Origin of the sequence: Virgibacillus indicus (genome assembly GCF_002266285.1) — a bacterium.
GTDB lineage: Bacteria > Bacillota > Bacilli > Bacillales > Amphibacillaceae > Virgibacillus_K > Virgibacillus_K indicus.
Genome location: NZ_NPMS01000003.1, coordinates 333,517 through 356,743, shown reverse-complemented (window position 1 = coordinate 356,743; position 23,227 = coordinate 333,517). Strand labels below are relative to the sequence as shown.

Here is a 23,227-nt window from a genome sequence, read left to right as displayed (position 1 = left end):
GGAATTAACACCAATCAATTCCATCAATTGTCTTAGCTTTTCAGAAGTGTTACCTTCTGAGTTTCTTAAAGAAAAAACAGTTCATGTTTTTCCTGACATACTGGTTGTTTTGTTCAGTTTTCAAGGAGCAAATTTCTTTGTTTCGCCTCAAATTGGCGACTTAATTAATATAACACATCGAAAAAATGATGTCAATATGTTTTATTTGCTTTTTTTAAAAGCAAATGGGCCTGAGTGGACTCGAACCACCGACCTCACGCTTATCAGGCGTGCGCTCTAACCAGCTGAGCTACAGGCCCATAATAAATAAGTATTTTGGAGCGGGTGAAGGGAATCGAACCCTCATCATCAGCTTGGAAGGCTGAGGTTTTACCACTAAACTACACCCGCATGGTAAGAGAATTGTAATTTTATTATATTCCCGAACAACATACACTTACATCTACTAGCGAATTAAGGATGCTTACTGCTTCAGGGCAACTCGAAGCTTATTCGGTGAATGCCTTGCTCGCGGCTGAGATTTCGCCACTAAACTACACCGCATATTATATAGGAACATTTATAATTTCAATGGTCGGGAAGACAGGATTCGAACCTGCGACCCCTTGGTCCCAAACCAAGTGCTCTACCAAGCTGAGCTACTTCCCGCAGAAAAAATGGCGCGCCCGAGAGGAGTCGAACCCCTAACCTTCTGATCCGTAGTCAGACACTCTATCCAATTGAGCTACGGGCGCATTAAAAGCAACTTTTTAAATATAACATACTTCATTAACTATCGCAAACTTTTTTTGAGTGCGGCCGAGAGGACTTGAACCTCCACGGGGTCGCCCCCACTAGGCCCTCAACCTAGCGCGTCTGCCATTCCGCCACGACCGCATTGTTATAAATTCAGCTTGATTCAAGAGAAAAAGAAATTGCTGCAGGAAATCACAGCAATCATTATGCGGATGAAGGGAGTCGAACCCCCACGCCCGAAGGCACTAGATCCTGGGTCTAGCGCGTCTGCCAGTTCCGCCACATCCGCATATAAAGAAAATGGTGAGCCATGGAGGATTCGAACCTCCGACCCTCTGATTAAAAGTCAGATGCTCTGCCGGCTGAGCTAATGGCTCATGTTTGATGAGTGTTCTATATTTTTAAAGAGTGTACATCTGGATGCTCGTCGTGTTGCAAGCAATATCAGTGAAGCCGCACTTCTCGCAAGCCTGCAGCATATTCGATGTTGCCGACGGCTAGTTACCTCTACATCTTCTAGTTTATTCAAAGTTGATTGGTGCTTCGAGGTTACTCGCAGCTTATTCGGCAGAAGTAATGTTCGTTGTTATACCGGCTAAGCTATTGGTTCATTATAGATTCAATACACTTGTATATTTTTTAAGTATAAAACTTTACAGAAGAAAATTTCTTCCCAAAAATAAAAAATGGCTGGGCTACTAGGATTCGAACCTAGGGTACACGGGATCAAAACCCGATGCCTTACCGCTTGGCTACAGCCCAACAATGGCGGTCCGGACGGGACTCGAACCCGCGACCTCCTGCGTGACAGGCAGGCATTCTAACCAACTGAACTACCGGACCAAACCTATTTTATTTTCTCATTAAGAAAGATGACCCGTACGGGATTCGAACCCGTGTTACCGCCGTGAAAGGGCGGTGTCTTAACCGCTTGACCAACGGGCCATAAAAAAATGGCGGAGAAGGAGGGATTTGAACCCTCGCGCCGTTTTCACGACCTACACCCTTAGCAGGGGCGCCTCTTCAGCCACTTGAGTACTTCTCCATTTTGGCTCCACAGGTAGGATTCGAACCTACGACCGATCGGTTAACAGCCGATAGCTCTACCACTGAGCTACTGTGGAATAATCTGATATATGTTATTCAAGGTACTATATTCTAAGTAAGTTGTGCTTGTCCCAAAACAGTTAATTTCAACTGGATTAAATAACAGCAACGAGAAATATAATACAGTAAATCGAAATTATTGTCAATTACTTTTTAAAAACTAATTGCTCGACCAAGCTAATTTGCTTATATAATTTAACATGGAATAAAACTTTCGTCAATGGAATTGGACAAAAAAATCACCCCTTCATTCAAATCTCTTCTTTTACTAATTCACCTCTGCACTTTCCACATCTATATTTCTTTAAATCCACCCGGCGTTTTCTTTTATATTCCTGCTTGCATTTCCTGCAGATATATTTATACTTAAATTCTTTTTTCTGTGATGGCAGGGGGTTACAGTGTCTGGGGGATCCTGTTTCCTTTAGCAATCTTTTGAAATCCTCATCTCCATGCTTATAACCTCTACCCTCTATATGCAGGTGGTAATGGCATAATTCATGTTTGATAATTCCAATGAATTCATTTTCATCCATTTCTGCAGCATACTTCGGATTTAATTCAATTAGCTTTTTGACCGGAATGTATCTGCCCCCTGTTGTTCTCAGTCGGCTATTAAATTGAACGTTATGTTTAAACGGTTTATGGAAAAATTCCAGCGACAGCTTATTAACTAACTCAAAAAGTGTTTCTTCCTTATATAGATCCATTCGCAAATACTTCCTTATCTTTATTTGGTCTTATTTTAACATATTTGAAAGTTCATCCTTCATATAAACTCATAAAGGTCATCTTCGAATCTAAAATAATTGTATTTTATAATTGCAGGTATTTATAATAGATACATAGTGGAAATATCTTAAACAAGGGACTGTTTGCTTCCATAACTCGTGAATAGGTTTATCTTTTTATCATTTAGTTATTTTAAATGATAAAATATATCCTGAAGTTGATTCAATGAATAGAAAACTCAAACACAGTATATTATATTTGTTTCATTTTAAAATGATAATACAAATACCACCCTTATACAAATAAAGACTAGGCGCAAGGCTATGAATCTAGTACTCAAAGTAGTATTTTTATAATCAATATGATATTATAATAATTGTATTTAAAATTTCAGGAGGTGCTCATTTCGTGAGTGAAAATAAAGATCAGAACAACAAAAAATTAACAACCGCCGCTGGTGCACCTGTGCCAGATTATCAAAACTCTATTACTGCAGGTCCCAGAGGCCCGATGCTTTTACAGGACGTTTGGTTCCTGGAAAAAATGGCGCATTTTGACAGAGAATTAATTCCTGAGCGTCGTATGCATGCTAAAGGTTCCGGAGCCCACGGTACATTCACAGTAACAAATGACATCACTAAATACTCAAAAGCTAAAATCTTCTCTGAAGTCGGCAAGAAAACCGATATGTTTGCCCGTTTCTCAACTGTAGCCGGTGAACGTGGCGCAGCAGATGCTGAACGTGATATCCGCGGATTTGCATTGAGATTTTATACTGAGGAAGGGAACTGGGATTTAGTTGGAAACAATACTCCTGTATTCTTCTTGAGAGATCCACTGTTATTCCCTGACTTAAACCATGCCGTTAAACGTGACCCACGTACAAATATGAGAAGTGCAAACAACAACTGGGACTTCTGGTCTTCTTTACCTGAGGCTTTACACCAAGTAACAGTCGTTATGAGTGATCGTGGTATCCCTAAATCTTTCCGTAACATGCACGGTTTCGGAAGTCACACATTCAGTATGATTAACGAAGAAAACGAACGTGTATGGGTGAAATTCCACATGCGTTCTCAGCAGGGGATTGAAAACCTGACTGATGCAGAAGCAGAAGAACTTGTTGGGGTTGACCGTGAAACCCATCAAAGAGACCTTTATGAAAACATAGAAAAAGACAACTTCCCTAAATGGAAAATGTACATTCAGGTAATGACAGAGGAAGAAGCTAATAATATGCCTTACAACCCTTTTGACCTTACAAAAGTATGGTATAAAAAGGACTTCCCACTAATTGAAGTTGGAGAATTTGAGCTTAACCGTAACCCGGATAACTATTTTGCTGAAGTTGAGCAAGCGGCCTTTACACCTGCTAACGTTGTACCAGGAATCAGCTTCTCACCAGATAAAATGCTACAGGGAAGACTATTCTCTTATGGTGATGCACAGCGCTACCGTTTAGGAGTTAACCATCATCAAATTCCAGTTAACCAACCTAAAAACAATGTGAACAGCTATCATCGCGATGGTGCAATGAGAGTTGACGGAAACCAAGGCAGCAAACTTCACTATGGTCCGAATAGCTATGGTGAATGGCAGGATCAGCCAGAATATAAAGAGCCAGCTCTTGCTGTCAATGGGGATGCTGACCGCTGGAACTTCAGAGAAGATGATGATAACTACTTTGAACAACCAGGTAAGTTATTTAACCTAATGAACGAAGACCAGCAACAGGTATTGTTCGAAAACACTGCTCGCAACATGAGAGGTGTTGAAAAGTTCATTCAGATTCGCCACATCAACAACTGCTACCAAGCTGACCCAGCATATGGTGAAGGTGTAGCAAAAGCACTTGGTATTTCAATGAGTGAAGTTGAAGCAGCGAGTGACAAAGAGTAATTCTAAAATACACATTTTAAAAGGACTGCCGGCAGTTTTCCAGCAGTCCTTTTTATTATTTATTTGAATCTTTAACCATGGAAAGTCCAAGTCTTCCTTTATTTACATCAATTTTATCCACCCAAACAGTGACCACATCACCTACAGAAGCAATATCCATTGGATGCTTTACAAATCTATTCGCCATTTTCGATATGTGGACAAGTCCATCCTGTTTAACACCAACATCCACGAAAACACCGAAGTCAACAACATTTCTTACCGTTCCCTGCATTTCCATACCCGGCTCTAAATCTTCCAACGATAAAACATTTTGCTTTAGCAATGGCTGAGGAAAATCATCCCTCGGGTCTCTTTCCGGACGGCTTAATGCATTCATAATATCGACTAATGTCGGTTCTCCAATTTCCAATTTAGCTGCGAGTTCTTTCTTTTCTACTGTATTAATTTTCTCACGAAGTTTTTCCGTTCCTATATCAGACACCTCACAGTCAAGGAGCTGCAAAAGGTTTTCGGTTTGCGAATAACTCTCCGGGTGTATTGGAGTACGATCCAGCGGATTTTTACCATCAATGATACGTAGAAATCCAATCCCCTGTTCATAGGTCTTTGCTCCAAGTCTTGGGATTTTCTTCAACTGTTTGCGGTCAGTGAATTTGCCTTCTTCATCCCGTTTTTTCACAATATTAGTTGCAACTGTTTTGCTTAATCCTGAAACATGCTGTAGCAGAGAAGATGATGCAGTATTCACATTGACTCCTACCTGGTTAACTGCAGTTTCAACTACAAAAGATAGTGATTCATTCAGCGCTTTTTGGCTGACATCGTGCTGATATTGACCAACTCCAATGGATTTCGGATCAATTTTAACAAGCTCTGCAAGTGGATCCTGAACCCGTCTGGCAATAGAGGCTGCACTTCTTTCCTCTACTTGTAAATCAGGAAATTCCTCACGGGCCAGCTTCGATGCAGAATATACACTGGCCCCAGCTTCATTTACAATAATATATGGAATATCCAATGACTTTTTGACAATGACATCTGAGATAAATTGCTCCGTTTCGCGTGAAGCAGTTCCATTTCCGATAGCTATCAGTTCAACATTATATTTTTTGATAAATTGAAGCACAATTTTTTCTGCCCCAACCGTATCATGTTTAGGTGCAGTAGGGTACATTACACCAACATGATGGACCTTGCCGGTTTCATCCACCACTGCGAGCTTGCAGCCAGTACGAAAAGCAGGATCCACCCCGAGGATTGTCTTCCCCTTCAATGGGGGCTGCAGCAATAGGTTCTTAAGATTTGTTGAAAATATATCAATCGCATGCTCTTCTGCTGTTTCAGTTAAACTACCCCTTACCTCACGCTCTATCGATGGCTCTATTAACCGTTTATAGCTGTCATCTATCGCAAGCTGTATGATTTCTCTTGTTTCTTTATTTGCTGCTGGTTTAATGATTTTTTTTCGCAGAAATTCTGTAATCCTTTCGACTGGTGATTCAATCGAAACTTTTAGTACATCTTCTTTTTCACCGCGGTTTAACGCAAGCGTACGGTGTGAGACTACTGACCGTACCGCCTCACTGAACTCGTAGTACATTTCAAAAATACCCTTTTCATCCAGTTCAGCATTTTTCAATTCTGATTGAATCGTTCCGCGCTTGAAGGTTTCCTGGCGAATATATTCCCGGAACTCGGGCTCATCAGAAATCCATTCCGCCATGATATCATTTACTCCTGCTAAAACATCATCTATTTTATGTAGTTCATTTTCCTCTGAAAAATATTTTTCAGCCTCAGAACGGATTGTTTCTGTTTCCTGTTCCCAAACCAGTTCAGCTAAAGGTTCGAGTCCTTTTTCCTTTGCTATCGTGGCTTTTGTCCGACGTTTTTGTTTATACGGACGGTACAGATCTTCTACCCGCTGTAATTGTGCTGCCTGTCGGATTTCATTTGAAAGTTCTTCCGTTAATTTTCCTTGTTCGTCAATAATCCGGAGCACTTCCTGTTTTCTTTCAGATAGATTAAGTGCATAATTCCATTTATCCTGGATTGTTTTAATTTGAACCTCATCCAGTCCACCTGTTACTTCTTTCCGGTAACGGGCTATAAAAGGAACAGTGTTGCCTTCGTCCAATAATGCAATTACCTTTTCAACTGTCGTTTTATTTACCTGAGCTTCTTTAGAAACCCAATGGCTGAGATCTTCATTTATTTCAACTGCCATGGTATTTCCTCCTTTACACACCTTTTTATTTTATCAGAAAAGATGTCCGTTTCCTAATGATGATGTGAACTGAAAAAGCTGACACTTAAGTGCCAGCTTTTATCCTTTATATCTCATCACAATTAGTGTCGTATCATCTTCCCGAATTTGAGCACTAGTCATTTCAAATGCTTTTGTTGCATCTTGAACATTTTTTCTCATTAAATAATTTTGAGATAACTCTTTATCTGATACACCATCAGAAAACATGATAAAGTTTGTAGCCGGTTCCAGCTTCTCTTCAACCACTTTAAATGGCCTGTGATAACCTGCAAGATACCCGGCATTTGGGATGTTACGTTTTTTTTTCTGATTTTTAGTTACAGTCATAACCCCGATATTTCCAATGGAAGAAAAAGAATACATTTGCTTTTTAAAATTCAGCTTTAAAATACCGAGAACAACTCCGCGTTTGCCAAATAATTTTTCATTACATTTTTTCACAAGTTGTTCCACTGTGGCATAAATATTGCTTCTAATAATATCAATCACGATCTGGGAGGATTCCTTCGCAAATTCGCCACTGCCAAGTCCGTCAGCAATAGCACAAATAAATTCATCTTGAGTTTCGTTGTAAAAGTAACTGTCTCCGCAATAATAGTTACCTTTCTTGGCTTTTTGGAAAACAGATACATCTACTTTTCTACCAGAGGTCAATCAAAAACCTCCGTACTGTCTGACTGCAGTGCCTCCCGGAGTTTACGAAGTGACCTGCGCTGCAGTCTTGATACATGCATTTGCGAAATCCCCAGAAGTTCTCCAGTTTCCTTTTGACTCATATTATCAAAATAGGTACATTGCAGTATTTGCTGCTCCCTTTCGGATAGGACAGGGAGAATTTTTTCAAGCAGCATCTGCTGATCAATATTATTGTATCCTCCATCATCTTTTCCTACCAGATCTAAAATAGCTACTGTACTTCCATCGGAATCTGCTTCAATTTTACGGTCCACTGAAAGTGCCTTGTAGCTTTTCCCCATCTCCATCGTTTCCAGAATATCCTCCTCGGAAACTTCCAGATACTCGGCAATTTCCTGTACTGTAGGCGATTTTTGATTCATGGTTGTTAATTCATCAGCAGCTTTTTTAATCTTGGGACCAAGTTCTTTAATCCTTCTTGGTACATGGACGCTCCAGGTCTTATCACGAATAAAACGTTTAATTTCACCAATAATGGTCGGGATGGCGAAAGACTCAAAAGATTTACCAAATGATGCATCATACCTTCTAACTGCAGCTAATAAGCCAATCATCCCTACTTGCACTAAATCCTCGTGAATCACACTGTTCCTAGAATATTTCCTTGCAATTGATTCCACCAGGTCCTTGTAAGTAAGTACAATTTTCTCCTGAACTACTTCATCAGTCGGCTCTTTCTGTAGAAATTCAATCCATTGGTAAACCTCATCTCTCCCGCTATTGTGTGGTTGAGATTTGGTCGTCATCAAAGCCCACCTCAGTTTCATTTAAATACTTTGTCATTAGAACAATTACACCGAAATTATTATTAATTTGCACCTTATCCATTAATGCATTGATTAAGAAAAGTCCAAATCCACCTTCTCTTAGATCCTCAACAGATTCATTATTTTTATAAGGGCCAATACCGTCTTTTATTTCTTTTAGATTAAAGCTTCCACCATGGTCTGCAACCATTACTTCCAGCCGGTTTCCATATACACCGAATCCAATGGTCACCTCACCTTCATCTGTTTCATGGTATGCATGGGTTACAGCATTCGTAATTGCCTCTGAAATGGCAACCTTTAAATCTTCAATATCTTCATAGGAAAATCCCATTCGGTTTGCTATTCCGGATATACTGAGACGTACTACCCCAATGTATTCAGCTTTTGCAGGAACCTTCATTTCAATAAAATCAAACTTCTCCATTATTCACTTCCACCTCGAATCGCAGCGTTAATATCCATAATTGCATCCAAACCGGTAATTTTAAACAATCGAAACACACGGTCTTGCAAATTGACCAGTTTCATTTGGCTATTATTTTCTTTGGCAGATTTTAATGCACTGATAAAAATACCTAATCCGGTACTGTCCATATAATTAACGTCTTCCAGATTAATCTCCACGATGAGACCATTTTGTTTGGTCAGTGGTAAAAGTGCTTCTTTTAATTTAGGTGCTGTATATGCATCAATCTCCCCGGAAAGATTGACTGTCGTCTTTTCTGTTTCCTCAGAGATATCAATTACTAAGTTCATTTTTTTCCTCCTAGACAGACAATATTATTGAATCTATTTCTAAATAGGACATCAGTTAATTTAAACAAATTAACATCATTCATCCTAATTCTTTATACCCGGTTTTAATTTTCCCTAAACTATTTTTCTCAAAATAAGCAATGTAAAGTCATCACGCAGCTGAAAATCCTGCAGACGCTCAAAATGTTTATACACCTGGTCAACCATTTCCTGTGCCGGCAGATGTGCATATTGTTTAATTACATCAAGTACTTCTTCACTTTCAATAAAACGCTCCCCATCCCGGCACTCCGTTACACCATCCGTCAATAAAATAACCATATCGTCCTTGTTGATTTTTAATTTATATTGTTGATAGTCTGTATCTGGTGATACGCCTAATACAAGACCTTTTGATTCTATTTCTGTGAATGTATTTTTTTCAGCATTGTAGTAAAAGCCTGGCTCATGTCCAGCTGATGAATAGTGAAGCAGACTTTCTGAGGGAATATATTGAGCATAAAACATTGTTATGAACATACTGGGATCGACGTTTCTTTCCACTACCCGATTCAGATTTTTTAATATCGCCCTGGGACTCATTGACTCCTCCGGGTAGCTATCCATCGAATATTTGATCATTGACATACTTAATGCAGCAGGAATTCCTTTTCCAATGACATCTGCAATGGCAATGCCTAATGAGTTATCTTTTCCTTTTACAAAATGATGATAATCCCCATTCATCTGATGTGCAGGTACACTCACTACCCCAATATCCAGACCTTCAATATCAGGCTTCGTTGTTCCCAAAAGTGTTTCCTGCATGCTTGCTGCAACAGCTATTTCTGTTTTTAGTTCATATTGCTTTTCACGCAGCTGCTGGTACTCCTGGTGAGCAAGTCCGTATGCAATCATTGCTTCCAGTAAAAAATTCATGGAATGCTGGAAATCTTCCTTAAGATTTGGATATAATTCAGACAATGCCTGGATGTGCAGATTAACAATTTCCTCAGGAGTTTTACTATTTTTTATAAAATTTTTGCTCACCTTTTCAACTTCATATAAAGACTTCTCATCCTGTGTTTTAATATAATGTTCCAATAAGTCTTTATAGGTGGCTGCGCTTAAATTCATAACTTCATCCATCTACCGTTCTCCCATCATTAATCCTTTTAGGTGTGTGTTGCTGATTTTTCACACACACCATTCTCTAGTAATATCTATATTTCCGCTGGTTTTATCGAAGCCATTTAACAGCATTAATTCTTGTACCTTTACTAGCCTCTGATTGCAGATCAAACTCGTCCATCAGCCGTTTCACACCAGGCAGCCCTGCACCAAGTCCACCCGACGTTGAAAAACCATCCTGCATCACTTGACCGATATCTTTAATTCCCGGTCCTGTGTCTACCGCAATCATGCGCATGCCCCGTTGTGGTAAGTTGTCAATTACTTCAAAGCAAATCTGTCCTTCCTCAGCATATAAGTATATATTTCGAGCTAATTCCGATATCGCAGTAGCTATGCGAGCCTGGTCAACGGTCCCGAAGCCCATCTTTTTTGCTATATCACGGCCTAATTGTCTTGCACCAACGATATCCCACTCTTTATTAATGTTTACACAGGATTGGGGTTTCATAGCTTATACCCCCAATTCCTGATGAAGTTTAATCAGACCTTGTTCCAAATCTAAGGCAGTCGGGACATTTTTTAAATGAATTCCTAAATCAATTAATGTCATTGCAACTGCTGGTTGGATGCCGGTTAAAACTACTTTCGCCCCCATTAGATCTGACATCGTAACAACGTCACCCAGTACCTTCGCAATAAATGAATCGATAATTTCAACAGAGGTTAAATCGATTACTACCCCTGAAGAACCACTTTTATGAATTTTATCTAATAAATCTTCCTGAAATTGAATAGCAGTATTATCATCAATTTCTGTTTGAATGGATATCAGCAAATAATTGTGCAGTTTTAATATAGGTATCCGCATTGTCCTCACTCCCCTTGCAATGAATCAATCATTTTTTCAATATTCTCTGCTTTTTTCTCCAGATCAACAACTTTTCGGTTTGTAATCTCCAAGGCACTTGTAAATCCTTTCTTTAACGTGCTCTTTGTTGGAAATTTCCCGAGATCTATGCCAAGATTCACGATTGTTTGCGCAATTTCCGGCCGAATTCCTACAAGAATACATGTAGAACCTATTAATCTTACAGCTTCTGCCGCCTGAATAATATGGTGAGCGACCATTGTATCCACAACAGGTACACCGGTGATATCCATTAAAACTACTTCCGAATTATGCTTGATTACTCCTTCGAGCAGGTTTTCCATTATCAGTTTTGCACGCTCTGTATCGATCGTACCGATTAATGGCATAATGGTAATCTTGTCCATCACCGGAATGAGTGGTGCAGATAATTCCTGAAGTGCGACGCGTTGAAGTGAAACAATATGTTCCCAGCTTCCTGAGTACTCATTTACCAATTGACGAATAAGCGGCTCCACCCATGCGTCAACACTTTCCAGTACATTTGAAAAGAATTCGGAATCCACCTTGGAAGACTGACTGAGTATGTAATCTACGGTTACTCTTCTAAAAACCTGTAAACCATCTGTGATATAGCTTAATGGCCATCCGAGATTAATAATTTTTTCCGAAAAATCTTCCACCGCTTTTGATGATCCCTGATTTGTTATACTTGTGAAAATAACATTAACAAACTCTCTGTTCGTACTTTCAAATAATTCATCAGATATAGTAGCTGTATAATTACCGTCCTTCAAGGAGTTAATTTCCTCAACCCACATTTGTACAATCGCATCACTATTCTCTACTGCAATCCTTTTAAATTTCTGATCCATCAGTTTACCTCCGTGAATATATATAATAATTATTGTTACATGCTGAAATCGAATGTGCAAATAATATTAGTTTTTCTTATTGTATCATAAATGAATTTAAACTTAAAAATCCACATCGCAATATTCACATATAACTGAATATTTCACATATAAGCAGTTCAAAAGACATAAAAAATCCCCTGTCTTAATTAACAAGGGATAACTATTGACCATACATGTCCTTAAGTCCCAGACTTATTTCCAATGCATGATCTATTTTTTTCATCATTTCTTTATCCAATTTTGTAATTTTATCCGTTAGCCGTTGCTTATCCAGTGTACGTATTTGTTCCAGCAAAATAACTGAATTCCGGTCAAAACCATATCGTTTAGCATTTATCTCTACATGTGTTGGCAATTTTGCCTTTTGAATCTGTGCTGTAATTGCCGCTACAATAACGGTAGGACTAAACCGGTTTCCAATATCATTTTGCAGAATCAATACCGGGCGTACACCTCCCTGCTCTGATCCGACTACAGGGGATAAGTCAGCGAAATAAACTTCGCCTCGTTGAACGATCAAATCCTTACACCCCGATCACAGAGCGCTCTAAGGTGTTTTCAGCCTCCTCTTCGGCTTGAAAAGCTTCTGATGCTATTGTTAGATTAATGCGGCCCATTTCTTCGTAGCCTCTTTGCATTGTTTCATGAAATTGCTGAATATGCTCATCTTTCTTATGCTGCAAATAATTTTTGGTTGCCTGACATATGAAGTCGCTTAAATCACTATTTTCATATTTCATTAATCCATCCACCTCATTTAACAGGTTTTTTGGTAATTTTACTAAGATCTCCTGTAAGCTCTCTGACAAAACCATGCACCTCCGCCAACTGTTGAACGAACAATAAAATTCATTTTAATAATATCATTGAATCAGGACGTTTGCAAAGGGTTCCGGCAACTTTTTATAAAAAAATTCCTTTTTTGTCGTTTATCTTTCTTTTATTGGGGTATATATAAATGTTGTTGCTTGCCTAAATAGCAGATTTTGTGTTCAATGGCTCAAGATAAATATATGCTTGGATTTCCAATTCATGCATTTTTTAAGTTGGCTGTTTCAGATTAGAGCTGTCCTTCGTAAGAATAAAAAAGCAGACCCCCCTCTCTTTAAGTGAGCCTGCTCGCCACTTTTTCATTTACTTCACTTCTTGACCCTGGACAGATTGGGCGACCTGAATCAATTCATCTCTTGTTAATTCATCACTTGCCAGCACAAAGTCTACACCATTATGACTCCATTCCAATTTATTTTCTGATAGTGCTGCGACTGTATAGCCAAGGTTTACAATTTCTCCTTCCACCTCTTTTGGTGCTGAGAGAGTTGGCACAACTTCAGTGGTTTCTTCAACCAGTGTAAAGTTCTTTTCACCGGTAAATGACAGAATTACACGCTCCCCATTTTCTAAATCCACTTCCCGTTTCGCAGTCAATTCAGCACCGGCCAGGTATTCCGGTAAAAACACGGATAGCGATTCGGCTGGCGCTTGAGCGGATACAGGCTGTTCCACCGTGCCGCTTGCCATATTCTTCTCCATTGTAAAATCGTCATCTTTAAACTCCGGGTTCGTGTCAAAGCTTGTGAATGTTACTTCCACCAATGCATTTCTATCTTTGTCTAGCACCTTTACCAGCACCGGTGTATAGGTCTTTTTATCAAAGTAAATTTCCTGAAATGGCAGGTTGTTATTGCTTTGATAATTTGTTTTCGTTTTAAAAACATAATGCTCATCAGTTGCTTCAAATTCGGCCTCACCATCTTTGAGCACATCATTTATAAGAGACTGGTACAAGTAAGGCTGACTGCTGTTCTCTGGCCATTCCGTCTGAAATTTAAAGCTTTTATTCAAAGCCGGTGTCAGAACAAATACGCCATCTTCATTTTTCAAAATCACCTGACTGCCTTTGTCATCTTGATTATTTGTTAATCCCACCCGGTAAAAGTCATCTTTCTTATGCCAGATATCAATCGCAAATTTCTGTTCCTCCTGCCCGGTATTCATAGCCATTTCAGCTTTAGCTTTATAACCGTCCATTTCGTCAAGGTTTTCTCCGAGCTTTTCCACAACGTCTTCCTGGGACTTCTCGCCACATGCAGATAACAGCAGGACTAAACCTAAAACAATTACAATCCAGATCCCAAACATTTTTTTCATGAACATATCTCCCTTGTCTCAAATAACAAAGGGAACTTATCCCGCATGATCAAGAAAATGTACGATAAACATCTGTTATGCCTTTGATTACATCAGATGCTAGTAAATCATAGAAGGAATGCTCATTAGCAACTAAAAGGTCTGCTGATTTACCATGGATAAAACATGCGTTGCACAATGCCTCAAAGATACTTTGATCCTGCATCGCCATTGCCAATGAAATACCTGTGAGCACATCCCCGCTTCCCCCTTTTGCAAGTCCAGGGTTTCCGGTTGTGTTTACAGCCTGTCTGCCATCAGGTGCTGTGATAATCGTATATTTACCTTTTAATACGACATATACATTATACTTTCCAGCAAATTCGGCTGCATATCGAAATGGTTCCTTTAGCAGCTCAGGAACTGAAATATCAAGCAGCATCGCCATTTCTCCAGGATGCGGGGTCACAATTGTCGGATCAGATCTTTTTTTTATCATGGAAAGATCTGATTTAATGTGATATAAGCCATCTGCATCAATAATGACAGGACATTTTGCCTGTTCCAGAACATAGCGCACCAGATCTCTTGTCTCTTCATATCTGCCCATACCAATCCCTATTGCAATCGCATCATAACTGTCAACAGGGAAAGTATGATTGGCAAGATAGCCATTTTTCTCAGACAGTGCAAGAAAGGTGGATTCCATGGAAACAGGAGCTATCATTTGAATTACCTTTTCTGTAGTGGCTGCTGTAATTAATCCCGAACCAGCTTTTAATGCTGCTTTTACTGACATTGCAATCGACCCTGGCATTTCCGTACTTCCGCCAATTACAAGCCCTCTCCCATGATCACCTTTATGAGAATTCAGCTTCCTTTTGGGCATGCTTTCCTGAAAATTCCCCTCATTCCAAAGCATTCTTTTGGAATATTTCCTAAGAGCCAGTGGAGGAAACCCTATCGAAACCATTTCCCATTCCCCATAAAAGGAGGCGGAATGCTCCAGGAAGGCACTTGTTTTGGGTGCCCCCACAATAAAGGTACAATCAGCTTCTACAGCAGTAAAGTCAGTTAGGCCCTCATCAGCAGGAAGTCCTGATGGAATATCAATGGAAACTACGAATTTCTCCGTCTGATTTAAAAAACGGACAATTCCTGCCAATGGCTCTCTCAGCTTGCCACGGATACCTATTCCGACCATTGCATCAACAATAATATCAGCATCTGACACCAGTTCACGAATAATTTCAGCCTCTTTAATGACTGTTACCGTACCTCCACAATTTTTATAGAGATTCTTATGGTACAGCGCATCACCGGTAATCTTTTCATCTGGAACGGCTTGTACGACATGAACATGATAATTATTGTTTAATAATGTTCTTGCAATGACAAAACCGTCTCCCCCATTATTCCCCGATCCCGCAATGACACAAATCCGACTTGTTTTTTCTATGAGATTCTCAAGCTTTAAGCAAATGGCTCGCCCGGCATTTTCCATCAGCAATTTTCCTTCTACACCCAATTCCTGCATCGTGTAATGATCAATACCGTACATTTCTTTCGCGGTGACAATATACACTTTGTTCCCTCCTGCCCGCACTAAAATATATGAGACAACCTTGTTAATTATGCACCCTCCAACACTATGTTTGGTCTTCCATAACAACTTGTGCTGCGGCATATTCCCTGCTGTGGGTAATTGATACGAATATATTTACCGATTCATAGCCTTTTGCTCTTATTTCTGGAGCCCCAAACACGCCTGGTAAAATTTCAATATGCTGAAAGCTTAATTTCCCAATTCCTGTGCCTGCCGCTTTTGCAAATGCTTCCTTTGCAGCAAATCTTCCAGCGAGAAACTCTGCTTTTCTATGATTATTCTGCAATTGAAGAAATACTTCTTTTTCTTTTTTTGTTAAAATCCGATCAGCAATTTTTTTGTTTTTTTCCATACTGGTTTTAATTCGATCCAGCTCAATTAAATCCATTCCTATGCCTTTTATCAAATAGATCACTTCTTTTCTTAATTAAATATTGCAATATACTGCATCAGTTTAGTACGCTAATACTGGTCATACACTCAAAGATTACTTATTATAATAATAATAATACCCAACTATCGATCGAATCAAAATTAATTTGCGAGGGGATATCCATGTTTATCCGTAATGAAAGAAGCTTGAAAGAGTTCATTCAGTCTTATCCAATTGTTTCCGGGCTGGTAATCATACATTTATTTTTGTGGCTTATCATCAATTTTCTGAGACTGCCCATCGGCATAGATCTATACCAGTGGGGAGTTGGTCATAATTTCCTTACACACACCGGGGACTATTGGAGGTTACTGACGTCCATTTTCCTGCATGGTGATTTAATGCATGCATTGTTTAATTCTTTTGCACTTGTTTTATTTGGACCTGCATTGGAGCAAATGCTTGGGAAAGTGAAATTTATTATCGCTTATTTTGCTGCCGGTCTGGCAGGGAATATTGCGACATATGCATTTGATCCCACAGCTTATTATGTTCACTTAGGTGCTTCCGGAGCCATATTCGGTTTGTTCGGCATTTATGTATTCATGGTTGGTATTCGAAAACACCTAATCGACCAGGCCAACTCCCAGATAGTTATGACGATCCTGATCATTGGCTTAGTCATGACCTTTCTCCGTTCAAACATTAACGTGACTGCACATATATTCGGCTTTTTCGGGGGTTTTATTATCGGACCGTTTGTCCTGAACAATGTTCGGCCGTATTCTCCTTGGAGAAATCGCCGTCGTTATCGTGATGATGATTCCATTCAATTTGACCCAAATCGCTGGAAAAAAAGACGGATTTCTTCCAAACTAAAAAAGAATGTATTTTGGATTATTTTAGGAATTCTTGTGGTTTTGGGATTGTTGAGCAGATTTTAAAAGGGAACTGTTCGTAACAGTTCCCCTTCAACGCCTGTAGGAATACCAGTCAGACAGCAGATCCACATCCTTTTCCTCTAGCTCTTTGATTGGAAAATGCTGCCCTCCCAGGCCAGCAATGATCGAGAGTTTCATGGAAGCAAGCTTCTGTTTCAAATGAAGTTTATGCTGCTTTTTCTCAAATGACTGTATCCTTCTATGATAGATAAGCATTGTCATCTTACTTACCCTGCGGTAGCTTATCGTTAACCGTTCTCCAGTCAGATGGTAACCAGCATCCTTGAACCGCAGATATCCTAATATAGAAGCGCCAATTAAGAATGCAACAGGCACCCAGATGAATTGAGGCAGGAAATACCATACACCAGCAAGTAAGAAGACCACGGGCAGCATCGGACGAAATAAATAAAATTTAAGTGCACGCTTTGGCAGCAGGGTCATCGAATCATGCTGACTGGCATAATCCGGCAAAAACTCCTGTAAAAAATCCTCTACCTCGCTTTTTTTTAAGATCGGAAATAATACTGTCGGAAATTCCTCCCCTTTTCTCATAGAACCACCAGCAATTTGTGCAAATACAGTGACATAGCCCAGAGGCTGTCTGATTAAGCTTTCTTCAATACCAACCGCTTGAATTCTGCTCAGAGGTATCGTCAGCTGTTTTTTCTCGAGCAAACCTCTAGTAATAAACAATTCTTTTTCATTTTTTGTAATGGTGAAATTGCCGTATTTAATCATTGTTCCGGCAATACCGAGTACCCAAAGAAGAATTAAAACCAGTACGCCCAGTACAATCAGAATCACGATGCTTAATCCAATGACCCAATTAATTGTGCTCTCATAAATATTATCAGGAATAAATTGCTCCATTTCTGAAAAGACAAAAGCAAATATAGCAGCGATAATTCCAATGCTGCCAGAAGTCGTGCCTGATAAAAATAAGCGCTTGAATGTTATTTTACGGACAGGAGCCTGATTCTCCACCACTTCCTCTGTTTGATCTGCAGAAACTCTTTCCCGTTTCAATTCGCTCCTCAGTTGTTCTCCTTCTGAAAGTTTAACAGCTGTCAGTGATGCTTCAGAACCTAGACCACTACCCGCAGTTTCAATTTTTACACGGACCAGTTTTAGAAAACGATGAATAACACTAGCTGTTAAATCGATTGACTGTATACGGTTGATGGAAATAAACCGTTTTTTCCTGATAAGAATTCCGTATTCAATTCGAAGTTCATCCTCTTCTATCCGGTAAGTATAGCGGTACCAGGAAGCAACACTGTAGCTGATCATCAGAATAATCAGCACCGATGCAATCAGAATAAAATAAGAAAATGACTCATTTCGAAATGTAATAAATCCAAGAATAATCGCAAAAAGAAATTCTCTGATTACTTTTAGAAAATTAAACAGTATTGCTGCAGGATGCAGACGTTTTGCTTCAGACATCATCTTCATCCACCCTTGCCAGAACGGAAATTTTGTCTCGAAGTTCTGCAGCATCTTCTTCCAGAAGTGCTGGAATCTCATGTGTTGTTGCCGCAGTGGAAATCGTCACACTGGCTAATTGGTATTTTTTCAAAATAGGGCCTTGCTTTGTATCCACATGCTGCACACGAATCATCGGCACCAGTGTACGTGAGACAATTAAAATACCATGCTGAATATATATCTCCTGATCAAAAATCTCATAGCGCCATCTTTTAAAGCGGAGTTTAGGTAATAAAAACACGAAAAAATATGTACATAAACTACTTATTATTGCAGCAATAACTGCATACCAATAGATGAAATCAAAAATATACGAAACAATTGCAACAGCAGCTGTAAGCAGCCAAAGTACCCCAACACTTATTGCAGCTGTAATTTTCCAGACCGTTATTGCATCTGCAGCTATTGTATTTTTTGGTGGCAGTCTCATATAAGAACCTCCTATTTTTCTCTATTTCCTATACGTATTAGCAGGTAGAAAAGCTTCAATTATATTTTATCCTATTAGAAGCTCGCTTACTACCTATGAAATTTTATTGTTAATGAGCTATTGCGCATTCGTTTGTGATTGCACGTTCCACCTCTGTTATCGCGCGGTTATTCTGATTATTGCGCGCTCAGCACGATTATCGCACGGTCATTCCAATTCTTCCATGAACAAAAGCGCAAGCGCCCGTTTAGAGACGTACGAACTGGACTGAGCCGTAGGAGATAAAGGAAACACGACGAACGTAGGGAGTCGATGTTGACTTATCGTACGGAGGTGAGGGAAGTTCGCTAGTCTCTGGGCGCTGGAGCTGGACGTGGCTGTTTATGCCCAAGAATTAATTGCTGCAAATTTTATACTTTCTTATCAATCAAAAAAAGCTCCCATAATAGGAGCTTTTTCTAAATTGATTAGTCGCGGTTTCTTCGTTTTTGGAAGTTGCCTTTACGGTTGCGGCCACCCTGGTTTCTTCCAGCTTGATTGCGACCGCCTTGATTACGTCCGCCCTGACCCCATTTTCCGGATCTTTTATTATTCGAACGTCTATTATCTTTTGAACCATATGCTTTCTTCACACTTATTGGTGCAACAGAAGAAATTCGAACAGGTGTATCTCTTCGTTCTTTTGTCAATAATTTCAGTGCTGCAGCAATAACCGTTATTGAATCGTTATCCTGCAATACTTCATTAGCTGTTTCATGGTATGCTTTTAAATCCTGCTGGTCAATTGTTTTCAGGAGTTTCTCCATGGCAACCTGCTGCTGACCACGCTGAGCATCTCTATTAGTCGGTGGCATCATTCGTTTCATCTTGCTTTTGGTTGTTTTTTCAATTAACTGCAAATGTGCCATTTCTCTAGGCGTGATAAAGGAAATAGCTTCACCGGTTCTGCCAGCTCTTCCTGTACGTCCAATACGGTGTACATAGCTTTCCGGATCCTGCGGGATATCAAAGTTATAAACATGAGTCACACCGGAAATGTCTAGGCCACGCGCTGCTACGTCTGTTGCTACCAGAACGTCAACACGGCCATTCTTAAATTTATTTAGCACGGACATACGTTTTCCTTGTGTAAGATCCCCGTGTATTCCTTCTGCACGGTATCCTCTTGCCTGTAATCCTTCAGTTATTTCATCTACCCGTTTTTTAGTACGGGCGAAAACAATTGCCAAATCTGGTGAATAAATATCTAAATGATTGTTCAGTGTATCGAATTTATACTTTTCCGGAATTTCCACAAAGTATTGGTCGATATTCTCAACTGTCATCTCTTTTGCTTTTACCTTGATTTCTTTTGGTTCTTTCATCAGGTTTGTAGCAATGTCACGAATTTCCTTTGGCATGGTTGCTGAAAACAACAGGGTTTGCCTCTCATCCGGAATACCTTTTAATATATCACGGATATCATCAATGAAACCCATGTTCAGCATTTCATCTGCTTCATCCAGTACTGCTGTCTGTACCATATTAATGCGAATCGTTTTGCGGCGCATATGATCCAGCAATCGTCCTGGTGTGGCGACAACGATATGCGGTCCGTCTTTTAACGCACGGATCTGCCTGTCCATTGGTGACCCGCCAAATATTGCCAATGCCCGGATTCCTTTAAACTTTGCAAGGCGATTAATTTCTTCCGCAACCTGGATAGCCAGCTCACGGGTTGGAGCCACAACCAGACCTTGGATTTTTCTTTCTTTCGGATTGATTTTTTCAATCATCGGAATTCCAAATGCTGCTGTTTTTCCTGTTCCTGTCTGTGCCTGTCCAATTACATCATTCCCTTGCATAGCAAGAGGAATGGTCTCAGCCTGAATCGGTGTCGCTTCTTCAAAGCCCATACGTTCCAATGCTTTCATTATTGGACTTGATACACCTATTTCATTAAATGTTGTCACTTATTCGTCTACTCCTTTTGTTGTCTTAATTTATTCAAAAGAGGCCAAAAATTTCTCATACTTTAGTCTTTAAATAGTTTTCCCTGTGATTCAGAGCCCTAAACACCCTATTATTGCTAGGAACCTGGCAAGAACCATATATATCTGTTCAGATTTAATAATCCATTAAAGTACAAAAAGGCTTCACCCGCTTAAGGTTAGAGGCCTCACTCGAAATACATGCAAGTTACATCATAACACAAATTTCCATATGATACTAACGGCAAAAATGATTTTTTATATCCAGCATGATAAAATAGAAAGGATTGGCAATAACAAAAGCATAAGCGAGCGTTTAGCGACCCATGGAATGTGTGCCCCACGGAACAAGGAATGCTTCTCTAAGAATCATCATACTCAGAAAAAATGTTCTTCTTTTTCAAGGAAGTGGGGTGGTTCGAACTGGCACGTGTTGTAGCGGTTGAGGGAAGTCCGTTAGTGGGGCTGGACATTGCTCACCTTGCCACGAATAAAATAGAGCCTAAATTAAACTTTCTTTACTCAATTAAAAAATAAGCTTACAGGAGATATTTTATGCGTTTTCCTCCATTTAATCCATATATGGCAGTTGTTATAGGAGTAATATCTGTGTCATCCTCAGCAGTTTTGGTTAAATTGGCTGATCAGGCACCGGCTGGCATAACAGCAATGTACAGGCTGCTGTTTGCAGTACTCATCATGCTGCCAGTAATTCTTTTGAAATATCGTCAGGAATTCCGTTCGGTTACAAAAAAAGATTGGATTTTATCCATCCTGAGCGGGATATTTCTTGCTTTCCATTTTATTCTCTGGTTTGAGTCCCTGAATTTCACTTCAGTAGCCAGTTCTACAGTGCTTGTCAGCCTGCAGCCAATATTTGCTTTTCTTGGTACTTATTTTTTCTTCAAGGAACGTTTTTCCTCCGGTGCTGTGATAAGTATGATTATCGCCTTAATTGGCAGTGTGATTATCAGCTGGGGTGACTTCCAGATAGGTGGAATGGCACTTTTCGGAGATATTCTTGCACTTTTCGGTGCTGTGACAGTGACTGTTTACTTTTTATTAGGACAGAGTGTCAGACGAGACCTATCATTAATGACCTACACCTTTATTGTCTACAGTGTAAGCACAATAACGCTAATTCTTTATAATTTAGTACTTGGAAACAATTTTATTAACTATCCGGCTGACCATTGGTGGGTATTTATCGCCCTTGCCATCATCCCGACATTTTTTGGTCATACCTTATTTAACTGGGCTTTAAAATGGCTCAGTACTTCAAAAATTTCGATGGGAGTCCTATTCGAACCAGTCGGGGCAGCAATACTTGCCTACCTTATACTGGATGAATCCATTACGTGGGCTCAGCTATTAGGCGGTTCGATTGTCATATTCGGTCTCTATTTGTTTGTGTTAAGCACTTCCAGGAAATCGAAGGTAACCATTTCACAAAAAGGTCGGAAAAATTAAGTATAAAGATTCACAAATAACTGATATAATTAGCATAACAAATCATGAAGCGGGTGAAGTAATGAGTTTTCAATTAATGACAGACGGCGGAGCAGATATTCCGGATCGCTTAAATGAAAAATTAGATATTATTGTTGTTCCACTTTATTTACATTTTAAAGATGGTCAATATAAGAGTGGAGTAGACATCGATCTTCCAACCTTTCATAAAAAAATTAAAGAAACAAACGAACTTCCACGTTCCGCAGCACCCAGTCCGAATGACTTTTATGATGCTTATAAACAGGTTGATCAAGAGACGCCTATTCTAATGCTAAGTCTGACTAAAGGATTAAGCAGTACTTATGAAAATGCAGTGATTGGCAGGGATATGCTGCTTGAAGAGGAGCCGAACCGCACGATAGAGGTAATCAATACAAAGACTGCTTCCTGCGGCATCGCACTTTTACTTTATGAAGCAGCTGCAAAACAGAAGGAAAATTACACTTTCACTGAAATTGTTGAACACCTCCATGAACGCGTCGAACAAACAACGACCCTTTTTGTATTAAAAACGCTTGAAAACCTGATTCTTGGCGGCCGTTTAGATAAAGTAAAAGGTACAATAGCCAAAACACTTAACATTAAGCTGTTGATGAAAGCCAGTGCTGAAGGAACGATAGAAGTATCGGAAAAGGTTCGTGGTGATAAAAAATCAATAAGACGTTTTATTGAGCAAATTGGTGAATATACAAAGCATGCTGAGGATAAAGTAATTTCTATTTCACATTGCAATGCAGAGGAGAGAGCGAGAAAGGTGCTTGCCGAAATCCGCAATAAATACCCGTTTAAAGACGAATTATTGACGGAAACTGGACCATTGATCTCAACCTATGGTGGAGAAGGTGCTTTAGTTATTTCTTTTTTCAGGGATAAATAATAACCTGAATGAACTGATTATGCCTTAGAGTT

At 39.6% G+C, this 23,227-nt stretch carries 22 protein-coding genes and 12 tRNA genes; 4 read left to right on the top strand and 30 right to left on the bottom strand.

Features of this window, described 5'->3' with window-relative positions:
• Positions 1-225: 225 nt before the first annotated feature.
• From CIL03_RS09425 to CIL03_RS09365, 13 genes are all read right to left on the bottom strand, one after another.
• Positions 226-299 (bottom strand) — tRNA-Ile (locus CIL03_RS09425).
• A 17-nt stretch (positions 300-316) separates the two neighbouring features.
• Positions 317-390 (bottom strand) — tRNA-Gly (locus CIL03_RS09420).
• Positions 391-571: 181 nt separating this feature from the next.
• A tRNA-Pro gene (locus tag CIL03_RS09415) sits at positions 572-648 on the bottom strand.
• A 9-nt stretch (positions 649-657) separates the two neighbouring features.
• Positions 658-734: transfer RNA gene (locus CIL03_RS09410), tRNA-Arg, on the bottom strand.
• Between the two features lie 59 nt (positions 735-793).
• Positions 794-876 (bottom strand) — tRNA-Leu (locus tag CIL03_RS09405).
• A 66-nt stretch (positions 877-942) separates the two neighbouring features.
• Positions 943-1,024: transfer RNA gene (locus CIL03_RS09400), tRNA-Leu, on the bottom strand.
• Between the two features lie 12 nt (positions 1,025-1,036).
• Positions 1,037-1,112: transfer RNA gene (locus tag CIL03_RS09395), tRNA-Lys, on the bottom strand.
• Between the two features lie 310 nt (positions 1,113-1,422).
• Positions 1,423-1,497, bottom strand: a tRNA-Gln gene (locus CIL03_RS09390).
• A 4-nt stretch (positions 1,498-1,501) separates the two neighbouring features.
• Positions 1,502-1,578 (bottom strand) — tRNA-Asp (locus CIL03_RS09385).
• A 30-nt stretch (positions 1,579-1,608) separates the two neighbouring features.
• Positions 1,609-1,680 (bottom strand) — tRNA-Glu (locus CIL03_RS09380).
• 9 nt (positions 1,681-1,689) lie between these two features.
• A tRNA-Ser gene (locus tag CIL03_RS09375) sits at positions 1,690-1,780 on the bottom strand.
• Between the two features lie 4 nt (positions 1,781-1,784).
• Positions 1,785-1,859, bottom strand: a tRNA-Asn gene (locus tag CIL03_RS09370).
• Positions 1,860-2,093: 234 nt separating this feature from the next.
• A complete protein-coding gene (locus CIL03_RS09365; RefSeq protein WP_094885596.1) occupies positions 2,094-2,552 on the bottom strand; it encodes a SprT family protein in 459 nt (152 codons plus the stop codon).
• 430 nt (positions 2,553-2,982) lie between these two features.
• Here CIL03_RS09365 and CIL03_RS09360 point away from each other — a divergent pair, with 430 nt between their 5' ends.
• Positions 2,983-4,473: a catalase gene (locus CIL03_RS09360; RefSeq protein WP_094885595.1), complete on the top strand. Its 1,491-nt coding sequence runs from the start codon at positions 2,983-2,985 to the stop codon at positions 4,471-4,473.
• A gap of 55 nt (positions 4,474-4,528) precedes the next feature.
• Here the strand turns inward: CIL03_RS09360 and CIL03_RS09355 are convergent, their stop codons facing one another.
• The 14 genes from CIL03_RS09355 to acpS all read right to left on the bottom strand — a co-directional run bounded on the left by CIL03_RS09355 (position 4,529) and on the right by acpS (position 16,007).
• Positions 4,529-6,703 (bottom strand): Tex family protein, encoded by a 2,175-nt coding sequence (locus CIL03_RS09355; RefSeq protein WP_094885594.1) that lies wholly within the window; start codon positions 6,701-6,703, stop codon positions 4,529-4,531.
• A gap of 99 nt (positions 6,704-6,802) precedes the next feature.
• Entirely contained in the window at positions 6,803-7,399 is a 597-nt protein-coding gene (locus tag CIL03_RS09350) for a SpoIIE family protein phosphatase (protein WP_094885593.1), read from the bottom strand.
• Positions 7,396-8,187: an RNA polymerase sigma factor SigB gene (gene sigB / locus CIL03_RS09345; RefSeq protein ID WP_094885592.1), complete on the bottom strand. Its 792-nt coding sequence runs from the start codon at positions 8,185-8,187 to the stop codon at positions 7,396-7,398. Before sigB ends, CIL03_RS09350 begins: the two co-directional genes overlap by 4 nt.
• Complete coding sequence (gene rsbW, locus CIL03_RS09340) at positions 8,159-8,635, bottom strand: anti-sigma B factor RsbW (protein WP_094885591.1); 477 nt, start codon at positions 8,633-8,635, stop codon at positions 8,159-8,161. Before rsbW ends, sigB begins: the two co-directional genes overlap by 29 nt.
• Entirely contained in the window at positions 8,635-8,967 is a 333-nt protein-coding gene (locus CIL03_RS09335) for an STAS domain-containing protein (protein WP_094885590.1), read from the bottom strand. Before CIL03_RS09335 ends, rsbW begins: the two co-directional genes overlap by 1 nt.
• 114 nt (positions 8,968-9,081) lie before the next feature.
• Positions 9,082-10,095 (bottom strand): PP2C family protein-serine/threonine phosphatase, encoded by a 1,014-nt coding sequence (locus tag CIL03_RS09330; RefSeq protein WP_094885589.1) that lies wholly within the window; start codon positions 10,093-10,095, stop codon positions 9,082-9,084.
• Between the two features lie 91 nt (positions 10,096-10,186).
• Complete coding sequence (locus tag CIL03_RS09325) at positions 10,187-10,588, bottom strand: anti-sigma regulatory factor (protein ID WP_094885588.1); 402 nt, start codon at positions 10,586-10,588, stop codon at positions 10,187-10,189.
• 3 nt (positions 10,589-10,591) lie between these two features.
• The gene (locus CIL03_RS09320; protein WP_094885587.1) at positions 10,592-10,948 is read right to left on the bottom strand and encodes an STAS domain-containing protein; all 357 of its coding nucleotides are present in this window, start codon (positions 10,946-10,948) and stop codon (positions 10,592-10,594) included.
• Between the two features lie 5 nt (positions 10,949-10,953).
• Positions 10,954-11,823, bottom strand: coding sequence for an RsbT co-antagonist protein RsbRA (locus CIL03_RS09315; RefSeq protein WP_094885586.1), 870 nt, complete (start codon positions 11,821-11,823; stop codon positions 10,954-10,956).
• Between the two features lie 202 nt (positions 11,824-12,025).
• On the bottom strand, positions 12,026-12,385 hold the full coding sequence (locus CIL03_RS09310; RefSeq protein WP_094885585.1) for a type II toxin-antitoxin system PemK/MazF family toxin: 360 nt from the start codon (positions 12,383-12,385) through the stop codon (positions 12,026-12,028).
• Positions 12,386-12,389: 4 nt separating this feature from the next.
• Positions 12,390-12,674 carry a CopG family ribbon-helix-helix protein gene (locus tag CIL03_RS09305; protein WP_094885584.1) on the bottom strand — a complete coding sequence of 95 codons (285 nt, stop codon included), beginning with the start codon at positions 12,672-12,674 and terminating at the stop codon, positions 12,390-12,392.
• A gap of 325 nt (positions 12,675-12,999) precedes the next feature.
• Positions 13,000-14,016 carry a LolA family protein gene (locus tag CIL03_RS09300; protein ID WP_094885583.1) on the bottom strand — a complete coding sequence of 339 codons (1,017 nt, stop codon included), beginning with the start codon at positions 14,014-14,016 and terminating at the stop codon, positions 13,000-13,002.
• A gap of 49 nt (positions 14,017-14,065) precedes the next feature.
• Complete coding sequence (locus CIL03_RS09295) at positions 14,066-15,580, bottom strand: NAD(P)H-hydrate dehydratase (RefSeq protein WP_094885582.1); 1,515 nt, start codon at positions 15,578-15,580, stop codon at positions 14,066-14,068.
• A 64-nt stretch (positions 15,581-15,644) separates the two neighbouring features.
• A complete protein-coding gene (gene acpS, locus CIL03_RS09290) occupies positions 15,645-16,007 on the bottom strand; it encodes a holo-ACP synthase (protein WP_094885581.1) in 363 nt (120 codons plus the stop codon).
• A 149-nt stretch (positions 16,008-16,156) separates the two neighbouring features.
• Here acpS and CIL03_RS09285 point away from each other — a divergent pair, with 149 nt between their 5' ends.
• Positions 16,157-16,918 (top strand): rhomboid family intramembrane serine protease, encoded by a 762-nt coding sequence (locus CIL03_RS09285; RefSeq protein WP_094885580.1) that lies wholly within the window; start codon positions 16,157-16,159, stop codon positions 16,916-16,918.
• Positions 16,919-16,945: 27 nt separating this feature from the next.
• Here CIL03_RS09285 and CIL03_RS09280 read toward each other — a convergent pair whose 3' ends face one another.
• The 3 genes from CIL03_RS09280 to cshA all read right to left on the bottom strand — a co-directional run bounded on the left by CIL03_RS09280 (position 16,946) and on the right by cshA (position 20,788).
• Positions 16,946-18,364, bottom strand: a complete 1,419-nt coding sequence (locus CIL03_RS09280) for a PH domain-containing protein (protein ID WP_094885579.1) — start codon at positions 18,362-18,364, stop codon at positions 16,946-16,948.
• Positions 18,357-18,836, bottom strand: a complete 480-nt coding sequence (locus tag CIL03_RS09275) for a PH domain-containing protein (protein WP_094885578.1) — start codon at positions 18,834-18,836, stop codon at positions 18,357-18,359. Before CIL03_RS09275 ends, CIL03_RS09280 begins: the two co-directional genes overlap by 8 nt.
• A gap of 467 nt (positions 18,837-19,303) precedes the next feature.
• A complete protein-coding gene (gene cshA / locus CIL03_RS09270) occupies positions 19,304-20,788 on the bottom strand; it encodes a degradosome RNA helicase CshA (RefSeq protein WP_094885577.1) in 1,485 nt (494 codons plus the stop codon).
• A 573-nt stretch (positions 20,789-21,361) separates the two neighbouring features.
• On the opposite strand from cshA, the gene CIL03_RS09265 reads away from it, so the two are divergent.
• Positions 21,362-22,276: a DMT family transporter gene (locus CIL03_RS09265; RefSeq protein WP_094885576.1), complete on the top strand. Its 915-nt coding sequence runs from the start codon at positions 21,362-21,364 to the stop codon at positions 22,274-22,276.
• A gap of 61 nt (positions 22,277-22,337) precedes the next feature.
• Entirely contained in the window at positions 22,338-23,195 is an 858-nt protein-coding gene (locus CIL03_RS09260) for a DegV family protein (RefSeq protein WP_094885575.1), read from the top strand.
• The last annotated feature ends 32 nt before the right edge of the window (positions 23,196-23,227 follow it).